The sequence below is a fragment of the Micromonospora hortensis genome (assembly GCF_022230935.1).
Lineage (GTDB): Bacteria > Actinomycetota > Actinomycetes > Mycobacteriales > Micromonosporaceae > Micromonospora > Micromonospora hortensis.
Genome location: NZ_JAKKFE010000003.1, coordinates 58,606 through 81,078 on the forward strand (window position 1 = coordinate 58,606; position 22,473 = coordinate 81,078).

Sequence of the window (22,473 nt, forward strand, 5' to 3'; positions counted from 1 at the left end):
TTATGAATTTACCTGAGGACGGCTCGCCGAACCTGCTCGGCGCACTCGCCCTGCACGTCGGTTCGCGGATGCGGTCGTCGGTCAGCGCGTCCGTCGGTGCCGGCGGCGCGCTCGCCGAGGCGCTCGTCGTCCTCAAGGACCAGCCGGGGGTGACCGCCGAGTGGTTGGGCCAGGTGCTGGGGCTGACCCAGCCCGGCGTCGCGCACCTGGTCCGGCGGCTTCGGGAACAGGGCTGGGTGGAGCGGCGTCCCGGCACCGACGCGCGCAGCCGCGCCCTGCACCTCACCACCGAGGGCACGGCGGCGGCCGCCCGGACCCTGCGCGCCCGACAGGAGGTGCTGACCGCGCTGCTCGCCCCGTTGACCGTCGAGCAGCGCGCCCAGCTCGCCGACATCGCCCGCGCCCTGCTGCACGACGAGGTGGCCGACGCCGGCAGCCTGGCCCACCTCTGCCGGCTCTGCGACCGCGCCCGCTGCCCACAGTGCCCGGTCCACGCCGGCTTCCAGGAGGTGACGGCAGCGTGCGGCGGTCGGGCCGTTCCTAGCGGCGACGACCCCGACGGGCGGGGGAGCGGGTCGGCTGACGGACCGGGGTGAGCGGCAGCGCCGTCCAGTGCGCCGGCCGGGTGAGCGTCTGCGGCAGCTCCGTGTGGGTGTCACCCCGGGCGGCGTCCAGCTGGGTCTGGTGCAGGAAGAGCGTGCGCCGCAGGTCCGCGCCCCGCAGGTCGGCCCCGCGCAGGTCGGCGCCGGTGACGTCGGCCAGTCCGAGGTCCACTCCGCGCAGGTCGGCGCCGATGAGCAGCGCGCCGCGCAGGTTGGCCCGGCGGAGGTCGACGCGGCGCAGGTCCACCCCGAGCAGGTGCGCACCCCGCCGGTCGGCGCCGCCGGGAGCGCGGGCCGCGTCGCTGGCCCGGGACAGCAGCGGGTTGACCCGGTTCCGGTGGTCGGCGACGTCCACCGCGCGAAGCCGCGCCGGGTCACCCTCGGTGAGCGTCAGCGTATCGGTGCGGGCGCGTTCCAGCTCGGCGCGCAGGTCGGCCGGCGGGCGCAGCGCCACCGCCTCGGTGAGGTACCAGAGCAGTTCGTGCAGCGGTCGCAGCACCGCGAACGCCTCCGCCATCGCCGGCAACGTCTCCGGCGCGTCCCGCCAGTCCCGCCCGCCGAAGGTCACCTGGGCGACCTGCTGCCCGGCGCCGAAGCAGTCGAACACCGTGCAGCCGGGAAAACCACGCTGTCGCAGCTCGGTGTGGATGCCGCAGCGGTGGTCGGAGCGCAGGTTGGGGCAGGGCGAGCCGGCCGGCTTGTCGATGGCGAAGTCCGCCGACGCGGCGAAGGCGGGCACCACGCAGCACAGCCCGAAGCAGCGTCCGCAGTCGGCGCGTAGCTGTGCCGCCCCGGACGGCGGTGCGGTGCGGTGCGACACGCCGACGGTCCTCCTGATGATCAGGCTGGACCACCATTGTTTCCTGTGCCGCGCCCACGGGTCGGTCGGGGGTCACCGTGCGTGCGTGTCACCGGCCGTCGCGGGGCGGGGCGCCGGCGTACGGGCATCGCCCGGTGGCGGCACCAGTCGGCGGACGTCCCGCTCGCCGTCGTCGTGCCCGTACTTCTGGTCGAAGTGCCGTTTCACCACGGCGACCGGCGTGCGGTCCCCGTCGGCGGGCTCGGCCAGCGCGAACACCCCGGGGGCCGCGCCCGGCGCGCGGGGCGGCAGTACGGCTCGCACGGTCAGCGGCCCGGTCACCCGGAACCCCCGGCAGTCGACGTAGTGCTGCCCGTCGACCGTCACGAACGGCACGCGTACCTCGACCACGTCCGACTCGTCGTGGCGCAGCGTGACCATGACCGACCAGTACCGCTCCAGGTCGAGGGTGGCCTGCTCGTGCTCCCACAGCTCCTCGAACCGGGCGTGCACGAACCCGCCCCACGGGCTGTCCATGTCCACCTCGAGCTGCGGCACGTTGAACGACAACTTCCCGATCGGGAAGAACGAGATCAGCGCCCGCCCGTCCCACTGGTAGAGCTGGATCGACGGGGACGCGTCGTAGAGCCGGACCTGGAGGCGGTGGCGCAGCCGCGCGTCGAGCGCGTCGGCGAACGCGGCCAAATGGCGCAGGTTGGTGCGGATCTGTCGGGGCACGTCCACCCGTTGCCGTTCCAGCTCCTCGGAGCGTTGCTGGGCGGCGGTGCAGTCGGGGTCGAGCAGGAGCAACTGCACCTGGGCGCCGTTGGCGAGCGCCGCTCGTACCGCGCTCAGGGTCTCTTCGCGGTGCCGTTGCTCGAGCAGGATCGTCCAGGTGTCGAGGATGCGCACCCGACGGCCGGAGCGGTGCAGCCGCGTTACGAACGCCTGCTGGTCGAAGCTGAGGTGCTCCTGCACCCGGGCCTTTCGGGCCTCCTCGAACAACGGGTCGAAGATGACGTACGAGATGGCCGCGAGGACCACGCTGGCCCCGAGGTTGAGCAGCAGGTCGCTGAGGAAGCCGGTGCTGCGCCACGCGGCCACCAGCATGACGACGGCGATCGCGAAGAGTGCCCCACCGACGACGAAGGCCCGTCGTTGCCGCCCGCCCCGACCAGCCCACCCGGGCATCCGGTCCCCTTCCGCCGTCGGTCGGCCCCACCGCCGCTTGCTGATCACCGGAGATCGGAGGATACGTGCCCGCTTTGCTGGGCGCTGTCCCGTTCTCCGAGCGGCTGGTTCACCGCTCGGACCCGCTCCACCGCTCATAGGGTGACGGTAACGGAGTCGTGCGACCACGGAGGGTGGCGGGGTGGACGATAGCGAACGGGAGCAGGCGCTTCTCACCGTGCTGACCACCGAGCACTACGCGTTGCAGACGTCCCGCGCCGGCACCATCGCCGAGGCCACCGGCCGCGCCACCATCTTCCTGTCCGTCCTGTCGGCGGCACTGATCGGCCTCGGCTTCGTCGCCAGCAACGACAAGCTGGTGCGGCCGTACCTGGCCGCGGTGCTGCCGACGCTGGTCATCCTCGGGGTGCTGACGTTTCTGCGGCTGGTGGAGACCACCGTGGAGAACTCGTTGGACCTGCGGCGGATCCAACGCATCCGGGCCTACTACCAACACAATCTCGCCGGCGAGCACGACTTCTTCGCCGACGCGGTGGTGGCCGACGACGCCATGAGCACGGCCTGGAACCTGGTCGGCACGCGACCGGGGCGGTGGGAGTTCCTGTTGACCACTGCCGCACTCGTGGGTGCGGTCAACGCGGTGCTGAGCGGGCTCGGCATCGCCCTGGTGGCCGCGACCGTCGGGGCCGGGGGCGCGTTGACGGTAGTGGTCGGGGTGTTGGTAGCGGTGGTGGCGTTCGGTGTGCAGTTCGCGTACATCGTCCGGGCGTCGGCCGCACCGATGCGCTGACGGCGCTCGCCGGTGCCGCTCAGACCGTTCGCCACTCGTCGTTCGTCAACGCCGTGGCCTGGGGACCCATCAGCAGCATGCCTCCGTCGACCGGCCACGAGGCGCCGGTGACGTAGCTGGCGGCGGGGGAGGCGAGCAACGCGACAACGGCGGCCACCTCGCGGGCGTCGCCGGGCCGCCCCAGCGGCACGCCGGGCCGTTCCTGGGTGAACGGGTCGACATCCTCCTGACCGGTCATCGGCGTGGCGATCTCGCCCGGTGCGACGGCGTTGACGGTGATTCCGTCGGCGGCCAACTCCTGGGCCATCACGCGGGTCAGCAGCCCGAGCCCGCCCTTCGCGGCGCAGTACGCGGCGGAGCCGACCCGGGGCGCGTGCTCGTGGACGCTGGTGATGTTGATGATCCGCCCGCCGGCGCCGGTGGCCCGCATCCGTCGCGCGGCCCGCTGGGCGCACAGGAAGGGCGCGTCCAGGTCGACGGCGAGCACCTCGCGCCACTGCTCCCACCCGGTGTCCACGAACGGCGTCGAGGCCCCGGTGCCGGCGTTGTTGACAAGCACCCCGATGCCGCCCAGCCGGTCGGCCAACTCGTCCACCACCGCCGCCGCGTCCGGCAGCCGGGTCAGGTCCACCTCGGCGACCTCGCAACGCCGCCCTGTCGCGCGGACCTCGGTGGCCGTCCGCTCCGCGCCGTCGGGGTCGCCGTACCAGGTGATGCCGATCTCGAAGCCGGCACTGGCCAGCGCCACCGCGCAGGCCTTGCCGATGCCGGAGTCCGCGCCGGTGACGACGGCGATCCTCGGGTAGTTCTCGTATCGCTGAGGCATTCTGCCGCACTACCCCGGCGGGGCCGGTCCAACCGCCACGGGGGCCACGCTCGTCCGCCGGCGGCGTACGGTCGCCTGATGCGGATCACCCGGTTCACGCACGCCTGTGTCCGCGTCGAGCACGACGGCGGGGTGCTGGTCGTCGACCCGGGGACGTGGAGCGAGCCGCGAGCCCTGGTCGGTGCGGACGCCGTCCTGGTCACCCATGAGCACACCGACCACATTGACGTGTTGCGGCTCGCCGGTCTCGGTGTGCCCGTGTACGCGCCGGAGGGCGCCCGACTGCCGGATCTCGCCCCGCTGCCGGTGACCCGGGTCCGTGCGGGGCAGCGGTTCACGGCGGCCGGCATTCCGGTCAGCGCGCACGGTGGCCGGCACGCCGCGATCCACGGGGGGCAGCCCGACTGCCCGAACCTCGGCTACCTGATCGGCGGTGAGCTCTACCATCCGGGCGACGCCCTGCACGTGCCGGACGAGCCGGTGCGCACCCTGCTCGTCCCGGCCCAGGGGTCCTGGCTGCGCCTCGACGAGGCGATCCGGTTCGCCGGCGCCGTGGGCGCGGCGGCGGCGTACCCGATCCACGACGCGCAACTCAACGACCGTGGCCTGGCCAGTGTCGCGGGTTGGTTCGCCGAGACGATCCCCGGCTACCGTCACCTGCTGCCCGGCGACACCGCCTGACCCGTGTCGTCGTCCGCCGCCGGGGTGCGGAAACGGGGTGCGGCGGCGGTGAGCACCGCGGTGGCCGTCGGGGCGGACCACCCCTCGGCCAGCTCCGTCGCGAGGTCGGCGACCAGCCGGGTCACGGCCGGCCCGCCACCCGGGTGCAGCGCCTCGGCGACGATCAGCACCGACGACGTGCCCGCCCGCACTGCCGACCAGCCGCTCTGCCGGTTCGTCCACCGTCGGGCGTGTGCCCGACCGGCGGAGTCGACGAAGGTCACCTCGCCCGGCTCGGGATGCTCGGTGTCGCCCGCGAAACTCAGGTACGCCTCGTCGCCGTGTGCCGGCCGGACCACCAGGTCGCCGTCGACCCGGTCCAGGTCGAGCGCCGCGACCGGGATGGCGTACGCGGCCGAGATGGCGTTGCAGAGGTCGACGAGCGGGTGCACCCGGGGCAGCTCGCCGTCCAGCCGCAGCCGACGCAGCAGCGCCTCGGCCGCGCACCGGTACTTGGTAGGTCGCAGCCCCATCGCCGCGTACGCCCGCCGCCACGCCTGGATCTCCGGGAACCTGCTCTCGGCCCCACCGGCCAACCGCCGCCGGGCCTCGGCGAGATGAGCGGCAGTGCGTGCCGCCACGTCGGCGGTAGCGGTGATCCCGGCGACCTGCACCACACCGGCGACCAGGTCGGGGTACGCGTCGCGAAGCCGCGGAGAGTGTTCGAACCGCACTGTGGTCCTATCGTTCGGTGAGGGCGAGGGTCACGCCGAGCGCGACGAACGTGCCGGCGGCGGACCGGCGCAGCCAGTCGGTGACCCGGGGTCGGGTCAGCACCCGGTCGCGTACCCGGGCCGCGAAGATGCCGTAGCCGCTGAACACCACGAAGGTGAGCAGCATGAACACCGCGCCGCAGCCGAGCATCGCCCGGGTCGAGCCCGGTGCCGTGGTGTCCACGAACTGCGGCAGGAACGCGACGAAGAACATCGTCGGCTTCGGGTTGAGCAGGTTGACGAGCACGCCGGAGACGATCACCCGGATCGCCGAGCGGGGTGGGGCGTCGGAGGCCACCGCGAACGCGTCGCGGTCCCGCGCCATGGACCAGGCCAGGTAGAGCAGGTAGCCGACGCCGAGGTAGCGGACGGTCTCGAACGCCACCGCGCTGGTCTGCATCAGCGCGGCCAACCCGGTCATCGCGGCCAGCAGATGCGGCAACGTCCCCAGCGTGCAGGCGAACGCGGCCAGCACCCCGGCCCGCGCACCCCGCGACAGGCCGGCGGAGAGCGTGAAGATCACCCCGGTGCCGGGGGTGACCACCACGATCAGCGTGGTGATCAGGAACGGGATGGTCACGATCGTCCTCCGGCGGAGTTGGCAGGTCTGGCTCCTGTTCACTCTGCTGCCACAATGGTCCGATGGGCAGAGCCAAAGCGACTGCATCCGAGAGGTCCATATCGGCCGGATCCGACTTCCTGCACCTGACCATCACCGACGCGACACCAGGCGGGCGCGCCGCCTGGCTGACCGACCGGCTCCGGCACGCCATCGCCGAAGGACGGGTGCCGGTCGGTGACCGGCTGCCGCCGACCCGGGTGCTCGCCGCCGACCTCGGTGTCTCCCGGGGCGTGGTCACCGAGGCGTACCAGCGCCTGACCGAGGAGGGGCACATCGCCGGTCGGGGCCGGGCCGGCACTGTCGTCGTCGCCGCGCCGGCCGCACCCACACCCACACCGGCCGCCGCGCCGGCACCGGTCACGACCTTCCCTCCGGCACCAGGCACCGACATCTTCGAGGCGCTACGCGCGGCGCACGCGACCATCGACCTGACGCCCGGCGTACCCGATCTGGCCGCCTTTCCTCGCGCGGACTGGCTACGCGCCGAACGGAGCGTGCTGCGCCGCCTCGCCGCGGCCGACCTTGGCTACGGCGACCCCTGTGGCACGCCCGTGCTGCGACAGGCCGTCGCCGCCTGGCTGGCCCGCAACCGCGGCATCAGCGTCGACCCCGCCGAGGTGATCATCGTGGCCGGCGTCTCCCAGGCGCTCGGGCTGCTCGCCCAGGCGCTCACCGCCGCCGGCGTCGACCGGATCGCCGTCGAGGACCCGGGCTCGCTCGGGGTGCGCCAGCACCTGAACAACTGGCGAATGGACACCCCACCGATCAGCGTCGACGACGCCGGGCTGCGGGTCGACGAGTTGACCGCCAGTGGCGCACCAGCCGTGATGCTCACCCCCGCCCACCAGTTCCCGACCGGCGTGGTGCTCGACGGGGACCGCCGCCGCCAACTCGTCGCCTGGGCGCGGGCCGGCGGTCTGATCATCGAGGACGACTACGACGCCGAGCACCGCTACGACCGTCCTCCGGTGCCGGCGCTGCGTGGTCTGCTGCCCGAGCAGGTCTGCTACGCCGGCAGCGTCTCCAAACTGCTCGCACCCGCCCTGCGGGTGGGCTGGCTGCTCGTGCCGGCGCGGCTGCGCGAGGCCGTGGTGGCCGCCAAGCGCAACGCCGACCTGGGCAACGCCGTGCTACCGCAACTGGTGCTGGCGGAGTTGATGACCTCCGGCGCCTTCGAGCGGCATCTGCGGCTGCTGCGTCGCCGCCACATCCGCCGGCGGGACGCCATGATTGCCGCGCTGGCCCGCGCGTTGCCACTGGCGACGGTGCACGGCGCCGCCGCCGGCCTGCACCTGATGATCACGCTGGACGACGCCGTGGTCGACACCGAGCTGGCGGCCGCGACGCTGGCGCGCGGGGTGAAGGTGCAACCGCTGTCCTGGCACTGCCAGCGTCCCTACCGGCCGGGCCTCGTGCTCGGCTACGCGGCCCGGACACCCACCGAGATCGCCGACGGCGTCGCCGCTGTCGCCGCCGCGCTCGGCCACCGTTGACCATCGGCAGCGGCATGCTGGGAATCAGCCCAGGAACAGTTGGACGAGGACCAGCACGGCGAGCAGCGCCGGCCCCCGTGACCCCTGACGCATCAGGTCGACCGGGATCATCCCGAACGGTGTGTTGACCGTCGCGCCGCCGTAGTCGATCGGCGGGCGGGTGCCGGCCCGGAACGCTGCGGCCACCACCCCCAGCGCCAGTGTCGGCGCCAGCCAGGCCGGCCCCGGGTCGACGGACGGCAGGGTCAGCAACCACCACACGCCCGCGCCGACAGCCGGCACCACCACGTGGATCCCGCGCAGCAGGTTGTCGCTGCCACCGAGCGCCCGACGCAGCCCGGGCGAGCGGCTGACCGACCGCAGACCGCCGGTCAGCCGGTTGGCGGCAAGGTACGCGAACACCACCTGCGCGGCCCCGGCCAACCCGGGCAGGGCGAGCGCGGCAGCGTACTGAACCCCGATCAGCGCCGCCCAGATCAGCACGGCGCTCGGGTGGCGGCGCAACCGGCGTACGTCGGCCTGGAGCAGCGCCCACCAGCCGGGGCCGGGCCGGAACCGGCGGCTGCGAACCCGGCCGATCCGGCGCCAGCGGCGGCTCTCCACCAGGCCGGCGAGCAAGCTCGGGTCCAGCAGGATGGTCGCCGTGGCGGCGGCGTTGGCGAACTGCGCGCCGGTGGTCAGGGTGGCCCGGTCGACCCGGGGCAGTGCGCGTACCGCGAGGATCATGCCGAGGCCCGCGAGGGGCACCGCGGCGGCGAACAACGCGACGGTCGGCGTCGTCGTCGGCCGGGACAGCCCGTCGCCGAGGCGACCGACGAGCACCACCAGGGCGGTGATCGCGGCCGCCGCCACCATCGGCACCGCCCCGACCACCGTCGGCCAGCGTCGCCCCGACCGGCTGCTCTGCGCGACGACGCTGAGCGCCAGCGCGGCCGCGCCCCACCCGGCGCCGGCCGCCGCCGCCCAGCCCAGGGCGGACGGTTCGCTGACCCCACCGAGCGCCGCCACTGCCACCCCGAGCGCCGCGGTGCCGGCCGACGCGCCCAGCAGCAACAGGACGAAACGCGGCGCCAGCCAGGCCCGCCGGTCGATGGGCGCGCTGGTCGCCCAGCTCTGCGTCGCCGGGGTCACCAGCAGCGGGCCGAGTGCGCGCAGACCACGCCAGGCGAGCCCCGCGCCGGCCAGCAGCGCGGCGACCGCCAGCCACCACCGCACGCCCGGCTCGGCCTGCCCCACGGTGGGGGAGTCCAGCAGGTCGCGGCTTGCGCTGATCGCGAACCAGCCGTACATCCCCACGAACAGGACCATGACGTACGCGTCGCCGAGCACGTCACCGAGGGAATGGTCGTGGTGCCGGCTGCGGGCCTTGCGCAGGTGCGTCCGCACCTGCCGGGCGGTCGGCACCCCGACCGGCGTGTCGGCGATCGTGGCCGGCGCGGCGGTCACTTGCCGATCTCGATGCGCTCGTCGACCACCGCGTCGATCAGCTCCGGGTCGTGCGAGGCCAACAGCACGGCAGTGCCCGCCGCGCGTTCCCGCAGGAGTCGGTCGGCGAGCCACTGTCGGCCGCGGACGTCCAGCCGCTGCTCGGGCTCGTCCAGGATCAGCACCCGGCGGGGCCGGACGAAACAGGACGCCAACGCCAGGCGGCGGCGCTGCCCGCTGGACAGTGTCACCGGCAGTTGGTCGCGGGCCGGCTCCAGACCCAGCTCGGCGAGGACCTCCTCGACCGGTTCGGCGTCACCCCCGTGGGCGTACGCGACCAACTCCAGGTGCTCGACGACCGACAGGTCGGGGAAGAAGTCGATGTCGTCCAGGGCGGCCGCCACCAGCGCCCGCACCTGAGGATCGGTCTCATCGGCCCGGCGGCCCTGCACCAGCACCTCACCCGCGTCCGGCCGGTCAGCGCCGACGACACAGCGCAGCAGAGTCGTCTTGCCGCTGCCATTCGGGCCCAGCACCACAGCGATCCGGCCCGCCGGGAGCGTGAAGCTCACCTCGTCGAGCACGACCAGGTTGCCGAAGTTGCGACTGAGTCCCCGTACCGAGAGCGCGTCCACGATCACACAGTCTCCCAGAGCCGCGCCACCGACCAACCCGAGCGACCTACGTCACCCGGGCCAGTCGGGCGTCGGCGGCGGCCAGCCCCTGGGCGTCGGCGACCTCCTCAGCCACCGCCGCCGCGTCCGCCCAGTGCCGCCGCGCGTCGGCCTGGTCGCCCAGCGCGGCGCAGGCGTCACCCAGGTAGAGCAGGGTGCGCGCCAGCCCGGCGGTCGGCTGGGTCCCCTCGCGCAGCCGGCGGCTCTCGGCCAGCAGCTCGTACGCCGTCCGCGCCTGTCCGGGGGTGCTGCTCAGCAGGGTCGCCCCGGCGTTGAGCAGCGCCGTCGCCCGGCTGGTCGGGTCGTTGACCGACTCGTACTCGCGCAAAGCGGCCCGCCACGCCTGGGCGGCGTCCAGGTGCTCGCCGAGCGCCGCGTGCACCAGCACCAGGTTCGTCAGCGCCGCCGCGTACCCGCGCGCGTCGCCGACCGACCGGAACGTGTTGGCCGCCCGCACCAGGTGGTGGTGCGCGGTGTCCGGTTCACCCCGGGCCAGCTGGGCCGCGCCCAGGCCCAACTCGGTGAGGGCGTGTCCGGCCCGGTCGGCGCTGGAGCGGTGTCGACGGGACATCTCCAGGTGCTCCACCGCGTCGTCGAGCTGCCCCAGGTCGAGCAGGGCCAGGCCGAGGTTCATCCGCGCCTGGGCGTTGCCCCGCCGCCCCCGCTCGTTGACCGCGAGGGTGAGCGCGGCCGCCGCCCCCTGCGGGTCGTGCCGGCGTCGACGCAGCACCCCCAACTCGTTGTGCGCCCACCCGGCGATCTCTGGACGGTCGTCGGCGGTCGGGGTGGCCAGCACGGTGCGGCAGACCTGCTCCCACTCGTCGAGCCGGTCGGCGTACGCCAGCCACCCACACAGCGCCACTGCCAGCCGGAACCACCACCGACGGACCCGTCGGGGCAGTGTCTCCTTCGCGCCGGCCGGCACCCGAACCACCGCCAGCAGCAGCTCCTGGTGCAGGTCGAACCAGCCGTACGGGTCGTCGTCCAGCGGCAGCGACCACTCCCGGTCCCCCGGGGAGCCGAGCACCGCCAGGTTGGCCGCGTGCCGTTCGGCCCGGCGGGCCAGGTGCCGGGTCAGCCGGGCCTGCGCGGCGACCCGGGCCCGGACCGGATCGGCGTCGCGCAGGTGCAGTCGGGCGCTGCCGGCCAGCAGCGGGCGGATCTCGTACCGGTCGCCGGGCGCGCCGACCACGAACGCCGCCGCTGCCAACCGGTCGAGCAGCGCGGTCACCAGGTCGGGGTGCCGTCCGGCCAGCGCGGCGATGGTGGGCCGGTCCACCGGGGCGGGAACCAGCGACATCAGCCGGTACAACCGTCGGGCCTGGCGGGGCAACACCCGGTACGCGATGTCCCGTTCGGTGACCAGGCGGGCCGCCGGTGAGACGGCGAGCCGCTGGTGCGGTGGCGTCTGCACCGCGCGGCGCAGCGCGTCCAGCACGTCGGAGTGCCGCCAGCCGTGCTGAGCGGTGCGGTAACCGAGCGCGCGGACGGTACGCGGTTGCCGCCCGCACAGGTCGACGATCTCGCGTACCGCCGGATCGGTGCGCGGGTCGGCGCGACGGACCCGGGCGGCGGGTGCGGCCCCGCCCGCCGTCGCGAACAGCTCCACCGCCTCGGACGTGCCCGGTTCGGCGATCCAGTGCGCGACCACACCCTCCAGACCGACCAGCGCCGGACCGCCGGCAAGCAACAGGCGGCAGGTGCGCGCGGTGGGCGGCAACAGTGGCCGGACCTGGTCGGGACGGTCGACGTTGTCAAGCACCAGGACGATCTTGCGACCGTCGAGCTGGCCCCGCAGTGCGTCGGCGGCGGCGGCGAGCGCGTCCGGCCGGCCGGAGGTCGGCGGGGCGGTGCCCAGAATCCGGGCCAGCGCGGTGAGCACCTGCCGGGCCGAGCGGGGTCGGCCGCGCCGCCGCAGGTCGAGGTAGTACTGCCCGTCGGGGAAATCCTCCCGGCACTCGTTCGCGGCCTGCACCGCGCACGCCGAGGTGCCCACCGCGCGTCGACCCAGAACCGCCACCGCGTGTTCCCGGGTGAGCAGGCCGACCAGTGCCTCGACGTGCTCCTCACGGCCGGTGAACTCGGCCGTGTAGGGCAGGTTGGGCGCCCCGGCGGCGGGGGTGGTGAGCACCTCCGTCGGCTCGGGGTCGACCTCCCGGCCACCCCGGCGGCGGCGCACCTCGTACACCACGTAACCGACGACGCCGCCGGAGGCCAGGACGATGGTCACCGGCCCGAGCACGCTGGCCGCCAGCTCGGAGAGGACATTGCCGGCCAGGTTGCTGGCCACGTTGGCGAGGACGCTGCCGACCACGCCGCCGATCGCGATCAGCGCCGGCCAGCGTGAGCCACCACGCGATCCACCCGGCCCGGTCACCGCACGCCCCCGGAGACGAGCCCGGCGACCAGGTGCCGCCGCGAGAGGACCACCAGCACCACCGGCAGGACCGAGGCGAGCACCGAACTGGCGGCCAACGCCCCACTGTTGCTCACGAAGCTGCGGGTCTGCTCGGCCAGGAACGGCCCGAGCGGCGACGACCCCGGTCCACCGAACAGTCGCCCCACCACCAGGTCGTTCCAGACCTGGACGAACTCCAGCACGGAGACCGCCACCACCGCCGACAGGTTGTGCCGGGCCAACCGGCGCAGGGTGTGCCACCACCGACGCCCGCCCAACCGGGCGTCGCGGACCTGCTCCACCGGCAGATCGGCGAACGCGTTGCGCAGCACCAGCACCGCGAACGGCACGCCCAGCGCGATGTGCACCAGGGCCAGGCCCTGGGCCGTGCCGGAGGAGAGCACCAGGCCCAGCACCTCGTTGACCGGCCCGGCGATGACCTGGATCGGCACGACGCTGGCAGCTAGCAGCAGCAGCCCGGTGGCCTGCGCGGCCGGCCCGGTCAACCAGGCCAACGGGTACGCGGCCAGCAGCGCGACCACCAGCACCGTGGCGGTCACCGCGGTGGCCAGCAGCAGGGTGAAGCCGAGCGTGCGCCACAGTTCGGTGCCGGTGACCAGGTCGCGGTAGGACTCGCCGTTCGGCGGCGCCGACCACCAGCCGCGCGCGGCGGCGTCCACTCGGCCGTGCGCCGACGTGGCGACCAGCACCGCCAGCGGCACCAGCCAGGCGATCGCGGCACCCGCCGCGAGCAGCCGGAACACCCGCCGGGGCGGGGCGACCGGGGCGGGCTCGGGTGCGGCCTCGACGCGCGGCGGGGGCCAGGCCTGCCGGACGAAGAGCGCGGCCACCATGATCCCGCCGATCACCGCCACCAGCCACACCACGCCGAGCGCGGCGCCGTCGCCGGTGGTGGTGCCCCCGGACGTCTGCCAGATCCGCAGCGCCAGCACCGAGGCCTCGTCGCGGACCGAACCGGGGGTCATCACCAGGATGAGGTCGAACGTGCGGCTGGTGCCGACCGCCACCAACGCGAAGACCACTGCGGTCGTGCGCAGCAGCAGTGGCCGCCACTGCGCGTCCCACAGCACGTGGCGGCGCGTGCCGCCGTAGGCGCGGACCGCATCGGCGAGGCTCGGCGGCACCGCGTCGAGCGCGGAGCGGAAGACCAGTACCGCCAACCCGACCCAGGCCCAGACGAACGCCGACATCAACGCGACGGTGACCATTCCCGGCCCGAGCAACTGCGGGGCGTCCTCCACCGAGCGGCCGGTCAGTCGGGTCGCGACCAGTGTGGCCAGCCCCCGGCTCGGGTCCGGGTCGTACATCAGCCGGAAGGTGACCCCGGTGACGACCAGCGGCAACGCCACCGGCACCAGGAGGATCAACCGGACCAGGCCGCCCTCCTGGGAGCGGCGGGACGCGGCGGCGAGCAGATAGCCCAGCGCCGTCACCACCGCCGGCACCAGCAGGGCCCAGAGGACCGTCCGGCCGACCACCGCGCCGGTGCCCGGGGCGGCGAGCGCGGTCCGGAAGTGCGTTGCGCCGACCCAGCGACCGTCGGTGGTGACGCTGGCGTGCATGGTCCGCAGCACCGGCCACAGCACCAGCCCGCCGAGCAGCACCGCGGCCGGTAGCAGCAGGGCCGACGTGGCCCCCGCCGCCGGATAGGCCCGACCCCGCCGGGCTGGGCCGACGTCGTCGAGGACCGCCAGCTCGCCGAGGACCCGCACCTGGCTCATCGGCCGCCCCCCGCGGTGCGGGCCGCCGCGGCGAGCAGGCCGGTGGCCCGGCGGATCGCGTCGCTGGCGCGGACCCCGTCGGTGACGTCGGCGAAGAAGCCCTGCATGATTCGCCAGATGCCGACCCCGTCCGAGCCGGTGAACGCGCCGGGCAGCTGGTCGGAGAGGTCGAAACGCAGGGTGCCGGGCGCCCGCATCTCCTCGGCGAGACCCTGGCCGACGCGGTCCCGGTAGCTGTCGATCGCGACGGTGGTGTTGGGTGAGAGGTAACCGCCGGCGCGCAGCCACGGCTGGAACGAGTCGGCCCGGGTGAGCCACTCGACCAGCTCGACCCCACCCCGGGCGTCGGCGAACGCCACCGCCGCGTCTCCGCCGACGATCAGCGGGCCGCCGCCCGGCTGGGCGCCCGGGAACCGGAACGTGACAGGTGCCTCCGGGCCGCGCTGGAACGGGTCGGCGACATCGGCGGTGAAGTCGGCGCCGACGAGCATCACCGCCCGCTTCGTGTGCACCACCTGGATCACCGACTCCTCGTACTGGGTGAGCAGGGCACGACGGCCACCGCCGACGAACGCCCCGTTGATGCTCCACAGCCCGGCGAGCCGGTCCAGCGCCTCGCGCACCGGTCTGCCCTGCCAGTCGGCGTCCGGCCGGGCCAGGGCGTTGTAACTCTCGGGTGCCATGTCGGCCAGCACGTTCTCGAACCAGTCGGTGAGCACCCAGCCGTCCGCGGCGCCGATGGCCAGGGGCGCCGGCCCGCCGTCGCGCCGGGCGAGCGCACCGAGCTCCCGGGTCCGCCGGACCAGCGCGTCCCAGTTGGCCGGCTGCGCGGGCAGCATCGAGGGCAGGTGCCAGACCAGCGACTTGTGCGCCGCCTTGACCCAGACGCCGTAGCGCTGGCCCTCGGCCGTCAGTAGCTCGCCCAACCCGGCGGGTACGGCGTACTCGGTGGACGCGCGCAGCGGGCTCAGCCAGCCGCGCTGGGCGTACTCGGTGACCAGGCCGGGGCGCGGCAGGATCGCCACGTCCGGGCTGGTGCCGGCCAGGTGTCGGGCGCGCAGGAACGCGTCGATGTCGTTGCCGGCGCTGATCACCTGCACCGGGGCGGGGTAGGCGGCGACGACCTCGCGGAACCGGTCCAGCTCGCTGGTGCTCCAGACCACAGCGACCTGCACGGACCGGGTTCCGTCGGAACAGCCGGCGGTCAGCGCGGTGGCGCCCGCGGCGGTGGCGCGCAGCAGCGTACGACGACTCACGCCGGTGGACGGCCTCATCGGGCCGCCTCGCTCGGCTCGGTGACCAGCTCGTGCCGCACCGGTATCTCGGCCAGGGTGGCCGGGTCGGCGGTGCAGACCAGCACCGCCACCCCGGGGGCGTCCGGCGGCGAGAGGCGAGGCATCAGGTCACCGAGGCGGCTGTCACCCGCGGAACCGGCCGGCAGGTCGACCACCAGCACCTCGGGCAGGCAGGCCGCCGCTCGGGCGAGCGCCACCCGGAACCGCTGCGCGGCGGAGATCTGGTGCGGCAGCAGGGCGAGGGAGAGCCCCAACTCGAGCCGGTCGACGACGGTGGCCGTCCAGTCGTTGGCCACCTCGTGCACCCGTTCGCGTTTGCGCTGGCCGTACTCGATGTTGCGCCGCACGGTGAGCTGCGGCAGCAGCGCGCCACCGGCGGGCACGTAGCCGGTCTGCCGGCGGGGCGGCGGCAGGCCGGTGACGTCCCGGTCGCCGACGAGGACGCGACCGGTCACCGGCGGGGCCAGCCCGGCCAGCACCCGGGCGACCGCCGTGCCGAACCGGGGCGGCGCCACCAGGGCGGCGAGCGTGCCGGCGGGAACGTCGAGGGTCACCGGCCCGGTGCCGGGGACGGCGACCAGTGCGCGTAGCCGTAACGTGGCCCTCACCTCCGGTGACCATTGATGACCGTCCCAGGGTGGCACACCGTGACGACAATCGACGCCCACGACGCTTCCACTGTGGAGACGATCGGAGCTGTTCAGGCGGGGGAGTAGAGCGCCGCGAGCCCGGCCGCCGTGGCGGCAAGCCGTTCGCGCAGCGCCACCGGGGCCAGCACCTCGACGTCGGCACCGAGGCGCAGCAGCTCACCGTGGGCGTGGGTGAGCGACTCGATCGGCAGTACCGCTGTCACCCAACCCCGCGCGTCCGGTGGTCCGGCGCTGGTGTCCATCGCTGTCACCACCGGATCGCTGCCGACCTCGCGTAACCGCTCCCGCCCGGCGGGGGACAGCCGGACGTGGGCCTCGTCGCGGTGCAGCCGGGCCCGGAACTGCACCACGTGCGCCCGCCACCAGGACGGCAGGTCGAAGTCGGCTGGTCGGTCGAACTCCTGCGCCAGTGGGGTCAACGCGAGGATCTGGTTGACTCGGTAGGTCGCCGGGGCGCCCCGGCCGGGCTGGTCGGCCACCACGTACCAACGGCCGCCCTTGAGCACCAGGCCGTACGGCTCCAGGACCCGGGTCACCTCGCCGTTCCAGCCGCGGTAGCGCACCTCGACGCGGTGCTGCCGCCAGACCGCCTCGGCCGTGCGGGCCAGCTCAGGGGAGGCGTCGCCATCGGCGTACCACCCGGGAGTGTCCAGGTGGAAGCGTTGTTGCAGTCGGGTCGCCCGGTCGCGCAGCGGCGCGGGGAGCGCGGCGTGCAGCTTGAGTTGCAGCGCCGCCACCACGTCGCCGTAGCCCAACTCGTCGGCGGGGCCGGGCAGCCCGGCGAGGAACAGCCGGTCGGCCTCCTCGGCGGTCAGCCCGGTCAGTCGGGTCCGCCAGCCGTCGACCAGTTGGTAGCCGCCGGCGTGTCCGGCCTCGCCGTAGAGCGGGATGCCGGCGGCGTGCAGCGACTCGACGTCCCGGTAGATGGTGCGGGCGGAGACGGCCAACCGCTCGGCGAGCTGCGCGGCGGTCAACCGCCCGTGCGACTGGAGCAGCAGCAGGACGGAGAGAAGTCGAGAAGCCCGCACTTCACTGACACTAGTTGTCAGGGGACCCGTCCTACCGTCCCGGCATGGCATTTCGCGACAAGGAACTACGAACGCCCGGACCGGTGCTGATCGGCGGCCGGCAACTCAAGCGCTACCACATAGACCAGCCGGAGCGACCTATCGAACCCGAGGTGGAGAAGGCCGCGTACGACCTGCTGCCCGACCTGCTGGCCGACGTCGTCGACGACGGCACCCCGGCCGCCGGGTGGGTGGTGCTGCACCGGGGCGCGGACACCGGCGCCTATCTGCTGGCGTACACCTGGGTGTGGGACAACGCGGTGGAGGTCCGTGTCGCCGCGGCCGGGCAGCCGGCGCTGGACTGCCCCGACGACGACCCGGCACACTTCGTCCACCTACGCCGCCCGGCAGTGGGCTGTGTCTGGGAGTTGGCGGTTCTGGAACACGAGCGGGCCGCCTGGGTCCGGCACATGCTGCTGCCGGAGAGTCCGAATGTGACCGATTATCTGCGTGACACGCGAGCGGAAGGGCCGGTGGGCCGCTGATGGGCGACTTCGATTTCTTCATGGGCACCTGGAAAGTCGTCAACCGGCGGCTGCGCAAGCGGCTGGTCGGCTCGGACGAGTGGGAGGAGTTCCCCGGGGTGTCGGTGGCGCACGGCTTCTTCGCCGGTGGCGGTCACTTCGACGAGATCACGTTCCCGACCAAGGGCTCCGCTGGTGCCACTGTCCGGATCTTCGACCCGGCTCGCGAGGAGTGGTCGATCTACTGGATGAGCAGCGTCGACGGGATCCTGGGACTGCCACCGATGGTGGGTCGCTTCGTCGACGGGGTGGGCCACTTCTACGCCGACGACCAACACGAGGGGCGGCCGGTCCGGTGCCGGTTCATCTGGTCCGGCATCAGCGCGACCACCGCCCGCTGGGAGCAGGCGTTCTCGGTCGACGGCGAGCAGACCTGGGAGACCAACTGGATCATGACGTTCACCCGAGCGTCCTAGGGCTCCCGCGACGACTTTCCGCCGTTCGGGTGCGGTGTTAGGGTCCGATCACCGCCCCGGATGGAGGAACGCGATGGCCTCCGACCACGTCGACGTGCTGATCATCGGCGCCGCTTCCGCCACCGGGTGTGACCGCAGTCAGGCCGGGTCGACCACCGCCGCGCTCGTGCCGACGTCGCCGCGGCGCAACACCACTGTCAGCGCTACCAGAGCGACCAGCAGTGCCGCGAGTACGTACGCCGGTGCCGGGCCGAGCGGCGCGAGCAGTGCCAGCAGCGCGACGACCGGGAAGGCGACGACCACCGCGCCGTGCTGCTGTCGGCGTACGTGCAGCAACCAGACCGTGAGCAGGAAGACGGCGATCGGGACGCCCACCGCGTACCCGACGGTCCTCTCCGAGATGTGCGCGAGGTGTCGCTCGTAGTCGACCGACACGCTCAGGCCGGCGCCGACCGCGGCGATTGCCGCGAAGATCAGGTAGTGGCCATAACCCCAGATCAGGGAGTACGGCTGCCGGTCGGGAGCCTCGTTCGGCCGGTCGAAGTACAGCCACCAGAGCGCGAACACGATGACCGCGCCGGCCGCCGCGAGCGACCAGAGGTCGTGTTCCCCGGCGTCGAGCCCGTCCTGGATCGCCAACGAGACGGCCCCCACCGCCTCACCGAGCACGATCAGGGTGAACAGCCCGTACCGTTCGGTGATGTGCGCCGGGTGCCACGGGGTCATCCCGGGCCGTTCGGCCACCGCCGGCACCAGCAGGTCGGCCAGAGCGAGCAGCACGAACGACGCGATGCCCCACTCGCCGGGCAGCAGCAACCGCAACAGCCAGCCGAGTTGCACCACCGTCACGCCGATCGCGTAGCGGGTCGCCGCCGCCCGGTGCGCCGGGTCGCCGATCGCCGCTCGGCTCCAGTGCACGACGGCGGCCAGCCGCATCACCACGTACCCGTAGGTGATCACGGTGAAATCGCCGTCGGTGAACGCACTGGTCACCCCGGCGGCAATGATCAACGCCCCGGCGATCTGCACCAGCGTGGTGATTCGGTAGAGGTCGTCGTCGGTGTCGTAGGCCGAGGCGAACCAGGTGAAGTTCATCCACGACCACCAGATCGCGAAGAACACCATCAGGTACCTGCTCAGGGCGTGGCCGAGGTGTCCCTCGGAGACGTCGTGGTGCAGGTTGCCGGCGGCCTGCGCCACGGCCACCACGAAGCACAGGTCGAAGAAGAGTTCCAGCGGCGTGGCGGTGCGGTGCGGCTCGTCGCGACGATGTGGGCGCATCGGCCGGTAGAACGGCCGTACCGGCCGAGGTCGGGTCACCGCAGCTCCCTCAGACCGCCCGCCGGGTCAGCGGCGCCGACGGCCGTGGGTCAGCCCCTCCAGCATCAGGGTCAGCCCCGCGCCGACCAGCCAGACGTCCTTGGCCAGCCCCGCGCCCTGCTGGGTCGGGCGGATGCTGCCGGGTTCGCGCATCCCCGGCGTCTTCAGGTACAGCTGCACCAGGCCCGCGCCGAACGCGGTCAGGCCGAGCCCGACCAGGGGCGCCGGGACGAACGGCGCGATCAGCGCGGCCCCCAGGGCGATCTCCGAGTACGACAGCAGCTTGGCGAATCGCGCCGGCTCCAGTTGACCGAGCTGGGGCATGGCGGCGACTGCCATGCCGTGCAAGCCCTCCGCGGCGGTGCCCTCCAGAGTGCGCTTGCCCAGACCCGAGTTGAGGAAGTACGCGCCGATGCTGACCCGTAGCGGCAGGTGCGCAAGTTTCATTGTCACTCCCGTTGGCCGTGGTCGAATGCGGCCCGCGTACCCCGCACCGCCCGCGATAACCCGCCGGGCCGGCTGGGCTGGCCGTGGTGGTCGCGGTAGGTTCGCCGGGGGCCCACCGCCGAGCCCGTGGCACACCCGCCCACCCCGGCGCCCGGCCCCGCCGCAGACCACCAGCAGGAGGCGAAGTGAGCCAGGAAGTCCGGGGAGTCATCTCCCGCAGCAAGGGCGCGCCGGTCGAGGTCACCACCATCGTGGTGCCCGATCCCGGGCCCGGTGAGGCGATCGTCCGGATTCAGTCGTGCGGGGTCTGCCACACCGACCTGCACTACCGCGAGGGTGGCATCAACGACGACTACCCCTTCCTGCTCGGTCACGAGGCGGCGGGCATCGTGGAGCAGGTCGGCGAGGGCGTCACCGACGTCGCCCCGGGCGATTTCGTGGTGCTCAACTGGCGGGCGGTCTGCGGGGTGTGCCGCGCCTGCCGTCGGGGGCGGCCCTGGTACTGCTTCAACACCCACAACGCCACCCAGCGGATGACCCTCACCGATGGCACCGAACTGGCCCCGGCGCTGGGCATCGGGGCGTTCGCCGAGAAGACCCTGGTGCACGCCGGGCAGTGCACAAAGGTCGACCCGGCGGCCCGACCCGCCGCCGTGGGTCTGCTGGGCTGCGGGGTGATGGCCGGGCTGGGTGCGGCGATGAACACCGGAAACGTCACCCGGGGCGACTCGGTCGCGGTGATCGGCTGCGGCGGCGTCGGGGACGCGGCGGTCGCCGGCGCGGTCCTCGCCGGCGCCACCACGATCGTCGCTGTGGACACCGACAGCCGCAAGCTCGACTGGGCCCGCACGTTCGGCGCCACGCACACGGTGAACGCGTCCGAGACCGACCCGGTCGAGGCGATCCGTGCCGCCACCGGTGGCTTCGGCGCCGACGTGGTGATCGACGCGGTGGGCCGACCGGAGACCTGGAAGCAGGCCTTCTACGCCCGCGACCTGGCCGGCACTGTGGTGCTGGTCGGCGTACCGACCCCGCAGATGCAGATCGAGCTGCCGTTGCTGGACGTCTTCGGACGTGGCGGCGCCCTCAAGTCCAGTTGGTACGGCGACTGCCTGCCCAGCCGGGACTTCCCGATGCTCACCGAGCTGTACCTGCAGGGCCGGCTCGACCTCGACGCGTTCGTCACCGAGGAGATCGCGCTCGACCAGGTCGAGAACGCCTTCGACCGGATGCACCACGGCGACGTGCTCCGCTCGGTGGTGGTGTTCCCGTGACCGCCCGCGTCGACCACGCGGTCACCTCGGGCACGTTCTCCCTGGACGGGCAGACCTTCGACGTGGACAACAACGTCTGGGTGATCGGTGACGACCGCGAGTGCGTCGTCCTGGACGCGCCCCACGACGTGGCGGCGATCCTCGCCCTGGTGGGCGACCGGCAGGTCCGGGCGATCCTGGCCACCCACGCCCACGACGATCACGTCCGGGTGGCGCCCGAGCTGGCCGAGGCCACCGGCGCGCCGGTGCTGCTGCACGCCGCCGACCGGGTCCTTTGGGACATGGTCCACCCGCACCTGCCACCCAACGGTGAGCTGCACGACGGGCAGAGCATCGAGGTGGGCGGCACCACGCTGCGGGTGCTGCACACCCCCGGGCACAGCCCCGGGGCGTGCAGCTTCCACGCGCCGGAGCTGGGCGCAGTGTTCACCGGCGACACGCTCTTCGCCGGTGGGCCCGGCGCGACGGGCCGCTCGTACAGCGACTTCGACACCATCGTCCGGTCGATCCGCACCTGCTTGCTGACCCTTCCCGCGGACACGATCGTGCACACCGGCCACGGCGACGACACGACCATCGGCGCGGAGGCGCCGCACCTGCAGGAGTGGCTGGACCGCGGCCACTGACGCCCGCGGCGGCCCGCCCCACACCCGGTGGGGAGTCGCTCGCCCTTCAAGGCGATGTCCACAACGCCCACCGGAAACCCGGTGGGCGTTTGTGGACACCGCACTAGGATCCCGCTCATGGCCGCCGACTCGCCCGCCCCCGCCGTCCGTCAGCTGCGCCTCGTGGTGGAGGCCACCGACCACGAGGCCGCCGTCGAGTTCTTCCGCGACGCGTTGGGCCTGCCGGAGGAGGCGGCGTTCAGCGGCGAGGGGGATGCGCGGGTGGTGATCCTGGACGCCGGCCGCGCCACTCTGGAAATCGCGAACTCCGCACAGAAACGCCTGGTCGACGAGGTCGAGGTGGGTCGGCAGGTCGCGCCGCGCATCCGGGTGGCCTTCGAGGTGGACGACACGGAGGCGACGACCGCCCGACTGGTGGCCGCCGGGGCGAGCGAGATCGCGCCGCCGACGCGTACGCCGTGGCAGTCGCTCAACTCCCGCCTCGCTGCCCCCGCCGACCTCCAGATCACCATCTTCCAGGAACTGCTCACGCCGGACGAGGGTGTCGGAACGCGGGGTGCGTCGTCCCACGGTGACGGCGACAGCTGAGTCGGGCAGCTTCCGGGGGTCACTTTCACCCCGGCGCCATCGGCTGGCGGTCGGGTGCGCGGTCGTCGAGATCCTCCAACGCCGCCTGCCTCGCCACGCTCTCGGCCGCCAAGGCGAGCCGGACTGGCAACCTTCACCCACCGTGCTGGCCAAGGCGCCTACTCAGGGTAGCGACGAACCGCCAGCCGCCTGCCTCCCCCATCACCCTGTTTGGCCCTTTGCTCTGCTTACCTATATGCACCACGGCCCCCGAGCAGCGAGTGGGCCCTTT

The 22,473-nt window shown here is 73.5% G+C and carries 23 protein-coding genes; 9 read left to right on the forward strand and 14 right to left on the reverse strand.

All coding sequences use genetic code 11. From position 1 onward, the window contains the following. Positions 1 to 2 precede the first annotated feature (2 nt). Positions 3 to 596 (forward strand): MarR family winged helix-turn-helix transcriptional regulator, encoded by a 594-nt coding sequence (locus tag NIE111_RS01895; protein WP_238682744.1) that lies wholly within the window; start codon positions 3 to 5, stop codon positions 594 to 596. Here NIE111_RS01895 and NIE111_RS01900 read toward each other — a convergent pair. Next, a complete protein-coding gene (locus NIE111_RS01900) occupies positions 541 to 1,422 on the reverse strand; it encodes a pentapeptide repeat-containing protein (protein ID WP_238682745.1) in 882 nt (293 codons plus the stop codon). The two genes, NIE111_RS01895 and NIE111_RS01900, sit on opposite strands and share 56 nt — an antisense overlap. Positions 1,423 to 1,494: 72 nt before the next feature. Continuing rightward, positions 1,495 to 2,592 (reverse strand): DUF5919 domain-containing protein, encoded by a 1,098-nt coding sequence (locus NIE111_RS01905; protein ID WP_238682746.1) that lies wholly within the window; start codon positions 2,590 to 2,592, stop codon positions 1,495 to 1,497. Between the two features lie 181 nt (positions 2,593 to 2,773). Between NIE111_RS01905 and NIE111_RS01910 the strand changes: the two genes are divergently transcribed. Further along, positions 2,774 to 3,382: a hypothetical protein gene (locus NIE111_RS01910; protein WP_238682747.1), complete on the forward strand. Its 609-nt coding sequence runs from the start codon at positions 2,774 to 2,776 to the stop codon at positions 3,380 to 3,382. A gap of 19 nt (positions 3,383 to 3,401) precedes the next feature. Here the strand turns inward: NIE111_RS01910 and NIE111_RS01915 are convergent, their stop codons facing one another. Further along, positions 3,402 to 4,208, reverse strand: a complete 807-nt coding sequence (locus NIE111_RS01915) for an SDR family oxidoreductase (protein ID WP_238682748.1) — start codon at positions 4,206 to 4,208, stop codon at positions 3,402 to 3,404. 78 nt (positions 4,209 to 4,286) lie between these two features. Here NIE111_RS01915 and NIE111_RS01920 point away from each other — a divergent pair, with 78 nt between their 5' ends. Beyond that, a complete protein-coding gene (locus NIE111_RS01920) occupies positions 4,287 to 4,889 on the forward strand; it encodes an MBL fold metallo-hydrolase (protein WP_238682749.1) in 603 nt (200 codons plus the stop codon). On the opposite strand, the gene NIE111_RS01925 is transcribed toward NIE111_RS01920, so the two are convergent. Both NIE111_RS01925 and NIE111_RS01930 read right to left on the reverse strand, forming a co-directional pair. Next, a complete protein-coding gene (locus NIE111_RS01925) occupies positions 4,862 to 5,602 on the reverse strand; it encodes a B3/B4 domain-containing protein (RefSeq protein WP_238682750.1) in 741 nt (246 codons plus the stop codon). The genes NIE111_RS01920 and NIE111_RS01925 overlap by 28 nt on opposite strands. A gap of 7 nt (positions 5,603 to 5,609) precedes the next feature. Beyond that, positions 5,610 to 6,221, reverse strand: a complete 612-nt coding sequence (locus NIE111_RS01930; protein WP_238682751.1) for a LysE family translocator — start codon at positions 6,219 to 6,221, stop codon at positions 5,610 to 5,612. A 62-nt stretch (positions 6,222 to 6,283) separates the two neighbouring features. Here NIE111_RS01930 and pdxR point away from each other — a divergent pair, with 62 nt between their 5' ends. After that, on the forward strand, positions 6,284 to 7,756 hold the full coding sequence (pdxR, locus tag NIE111_RS01935; protein WP_238682752.1) for a MocR-like pyridoxine biosynthesis transcription factor PdxR: 1,473 nt from the start codon (positions 6,284 to 6,286) through the stop codon (positions 7,754 to 7,756). 24 nt (positions 7,757 to 7,780) lie between these two features. Here pdxR and NIE111_RS01940 read toward each other — a convergent pair whose 3' ends face one another. From NIE111_RS01940 to NIE111_RS01970, 7 genes are all read right to left on the reverse strand, one after another. Further along, a complete protein-coding gene (locus NIE111_RS01940) occupies positions 7,781 to 9,202 on the reverse strand; it encodes a DUF6297 family protein (RefSeq protein ID WP_238682753.1) in 1,422 nt (473 codons plus the stop codon). Further along, entirely contained in the window at positions 9,199 to 9,822 is a 624-nt protein-coding gene (locus NIE111_RS01945; RefSeq protein ID WP_112602474.1) for an ABC transporter ATP-binding protein, read from the reverse strand. The genes NIE111_RS01940 and NIE111_RS01945 overlap by 4 nt, the downstream gene beginning before the upstream one ends. A gap of 40 nt (positions 9,823 to 9,862) precedes the next feature. Then, entirely contained in the window at positions 9,863 to 12,232 is a 2,370-nt protein-coding gene (locus NIE111_RS01950) for a tetratricopeptide repeat protein (protein ID WP_238682754.1), read from the reverse strand. Then, entirely contained in the window at positions 12,229 to 13,995 is a 1,767-nt protein-coding gene (locus NIE111_RS01955; protein ID WP_238682755.1) for an ABC transporter permease, read from the reverse strand. The genes NIE111_RS01950 and NIE111_RS01955 overlap by 4 nt, the downstream gene beginning before the upstream one ends. Then, positions 13,992 to 15,269 carry an extracellular solute-binding protein gene (locus tag NIE111_RS01960; RefSeq protein WP_238682756.1) on the reverse strand — a complete coding sequence of 426 codons (1,278 nt, stop codon included), beginning with the start codon at positions 15,267 to 15,269 and terminating at the stop codon, positions 13,992 to 13,994. Before NIE111_RS01960 ends, NIE111_RS01955 begins: the two co-directional genes overlap by 4 nt. Continuing rightward, positions 15,266 to 15,898, reverse strand: coding sequence for an ATP-binding cassette domain-containing protein (locus tag NIE111_RS01965; RefSeq protein WP_238682757.1), 633 nt, complete (start codon positions 15,896 to 15,898; stop codon positions 15,266 to 15,268). Before NIE111_RS01965 ends, NIE111_RS01960 begins: the two co-directional genes overlap by 4 nt. A 92-nt stretch (positions 15,899 to 15,990) precedes the next feature. Then, positions 15,991 to 16,968 (reverse strand): helix-turn-helix transcriptional regulator, encoded by a 978-nt coding sequence (locus NIE111_RS01970; protein ID WP_238682758.1) that lies wholly within the window; start codon positions 16,966 to 16,968, stop codon positions 15,991 to 15,993. Positions 16,969 to 17,012: 44 nt separating this feature from the next. On the opposite strand from NIE111_RS01970, the gene NIE111_RS01975 reads away from it, so the two are divergent. Continuing rightward, positions 17,013 to 17,492 carry a hypothetical protein gene (locus NIE111_RS01975; protein ID WP_238682759.1) on the forward strand — a complete coding sequence of 160 codons (480 nt, stop codon included), beginning with the start codon at positions 17,013 to 17,015 and terminating at the stop codon, positions 17,490 to 17,492. Next, positions 17,492 to 17,947: a hypothetical protein gene (locus NIE111_RS01980; RefSeq protein ID WP_238682760.1), complete on the forward strand. Its 456-nt coding sequence runs from the start codon at positions 17,492 to 17,494 to the stop codon at positions 17,945 to 17,947. The genes NIE111_RS01975 and NIE111_RS01980 overlap by 1 nt, the downstream gene beginning before the upstream one ends. 138 nt (positions 17,948 to 18,085) lie before the next feature. Here NIE111_RS01980 and NIE111_RS01985 read toward each other — a convergent pair whose 3' ends face one another. After that, the gene (locus NIE111_RS01985) at positions 18,086 to 19,267 is read right to left on the reverse strand and encodes a low temperature requirement protein A (RefSeq protein ID WP_238682761.1); all 1,182 of its coding nucleotides are present in this window, start codon (positions 19,265 to 19,267) and stop codon (positions 18,086 to 18,088) included. A gap of 27 nt (positions 19,268 to 19,294) precedes the next feature. After that, the gene (locus NIE111_RS01990; protein WP_238682762.1) at positions 19,295 to 19,714 is read right to left on the reverse strand and encodes a hypothetical protein; all 420 of its coding nucleotides are present in this window, start codon (positions 19,712 to 19,714) and stop codon (positions 19,295 to 19,297) included. 185 nt (positions 19,715 to 19,899) lie between these two features. Here NIE111_RS01990 and NIE111_RS01995 point away from each other — a divergent pair, with 185 nt between their 5' ends. The 3 genes from NIE111_RS01995 (at position 19,900) to NIE111_RS02005 (ending at position 22,202) form a co-directional block, all read left to right on the forward strand. Continuing rightward, positions 19,900 to 20,988, forward strand: coding sequence for an S-(hydroxymethyl)mycothiol dehydrogenase (locus NIE111_RS01995; protein ID WP_238682763.1), 1,089 nt, complete (start codon positions 19,900 to 19,902; stop codon positions 20,986 to 20,988). Next, the gene (locus NIE111_RS02000) at positions 20,985 to 21,614 is read left to right on the forward strand and encodes an MBL fold metallo-hydrolase (protein WP_238682764.1); all 630 of its coding nucleotides are present in this window, start codon (positions 20,985 to 20,987) and stop codon (positions 21,612 to 21,614) included. Before NIE111_RS01995 ends, NIE111_RS02000 begins: the two co-directional genes overlap by 4 nt. Before the next feature lie 117 nt (positions 21,615 to 21,731). Beyond that, the gene (locus tag NIE111_RS02005; RefSeq protein WP_238682765.1) at positions 21,732 to 22,202 is read left to right on the forward strand and encodes a VOC family protein; all 471 of its coding nucleotides are present in this window, start codon (positions 21,732 to 21,734) and stop codon (positions 22,200 to 22,202) included. Positions 22,203 to 22,473: the final 271 nt, after the last annotated feature.

Coding starts and splice junctions, on each gene's coding strand:
- NIE111_RS01905 (WP_238682746.1), bottom strand. CDS start 2,592: ATGCCCGGGTGGGCTGGTCGGGGCGGGCGGCAACGACGGGCCTTCGTC.
- NIE111_RS01895 (WP_238682744.1), top strand. CDS start 3: ATGAATTTACCTGAGGACGGCTCGCCGAACCTGCTCGGCGCACTCGCC.
- NIE111_RS01915 (WP_238682748.1), bottom strand. CDS start 4,208: ATGCCTCAGCGATACGAGAACTACCCGAGGATCGCCGTCGTCACCGGC.
- pdxR (WP_238682752.1), top strand. CDS start 6,284: ATGGGCAGAGCCAAAGCGACTGCATCCGAGAGGTCCATATCGGCCGGA.
- NIE111_RS01975 (WP_238682759.1), top strand. CDS start 17,013: ATGGCATTTCGCGACAAGGAACTACGAACGCCCGGACCGGTGCTGATC.
- NIE111_RS01920 (WP_238682749.1), top strand. CDS start 4,287: ATGCGGATCACCCGGTTCACGCACGCCTGTGTCCGCGTCGAGCACGAC.
- NIE111_RS01960 (WP_238682756.1), bottom strand. CDS start 15,269: ATGAGGCCGTCCACCGGCGTGAGTCGTCGTACGCTGCTGCGCGCCACC.
- NIE111_RS01980 (WP_238682760.1), top strand. CDS start 17,492: ATGGGCGACTTCGATTTCTTCATGGGCACCTGGAAAGTCGTCAACCGG.
- NIE111_RS02005 (WP_238682765.1), top strand. CDS start 21,732: ATGGCCGCCGACTCGCCCGCCCCCGCCGTCCGTCAGCTGCGCCTCGTG.
- NIE111_RS01955 (WP_238682755.1), bottom strand. CDS start 13,995: ATGAGCCAGGTGCGGGTCCTCGGCGAGCTGGCGGTCCTCGACGACGTC.
- NIE111_RS01990 (WP_238682762.1), bottom strand. CDS start 19,714: ATGAAACTTGCGCACCTGCCGCTACGGGTCAGCATCGGCGCGTACTTC.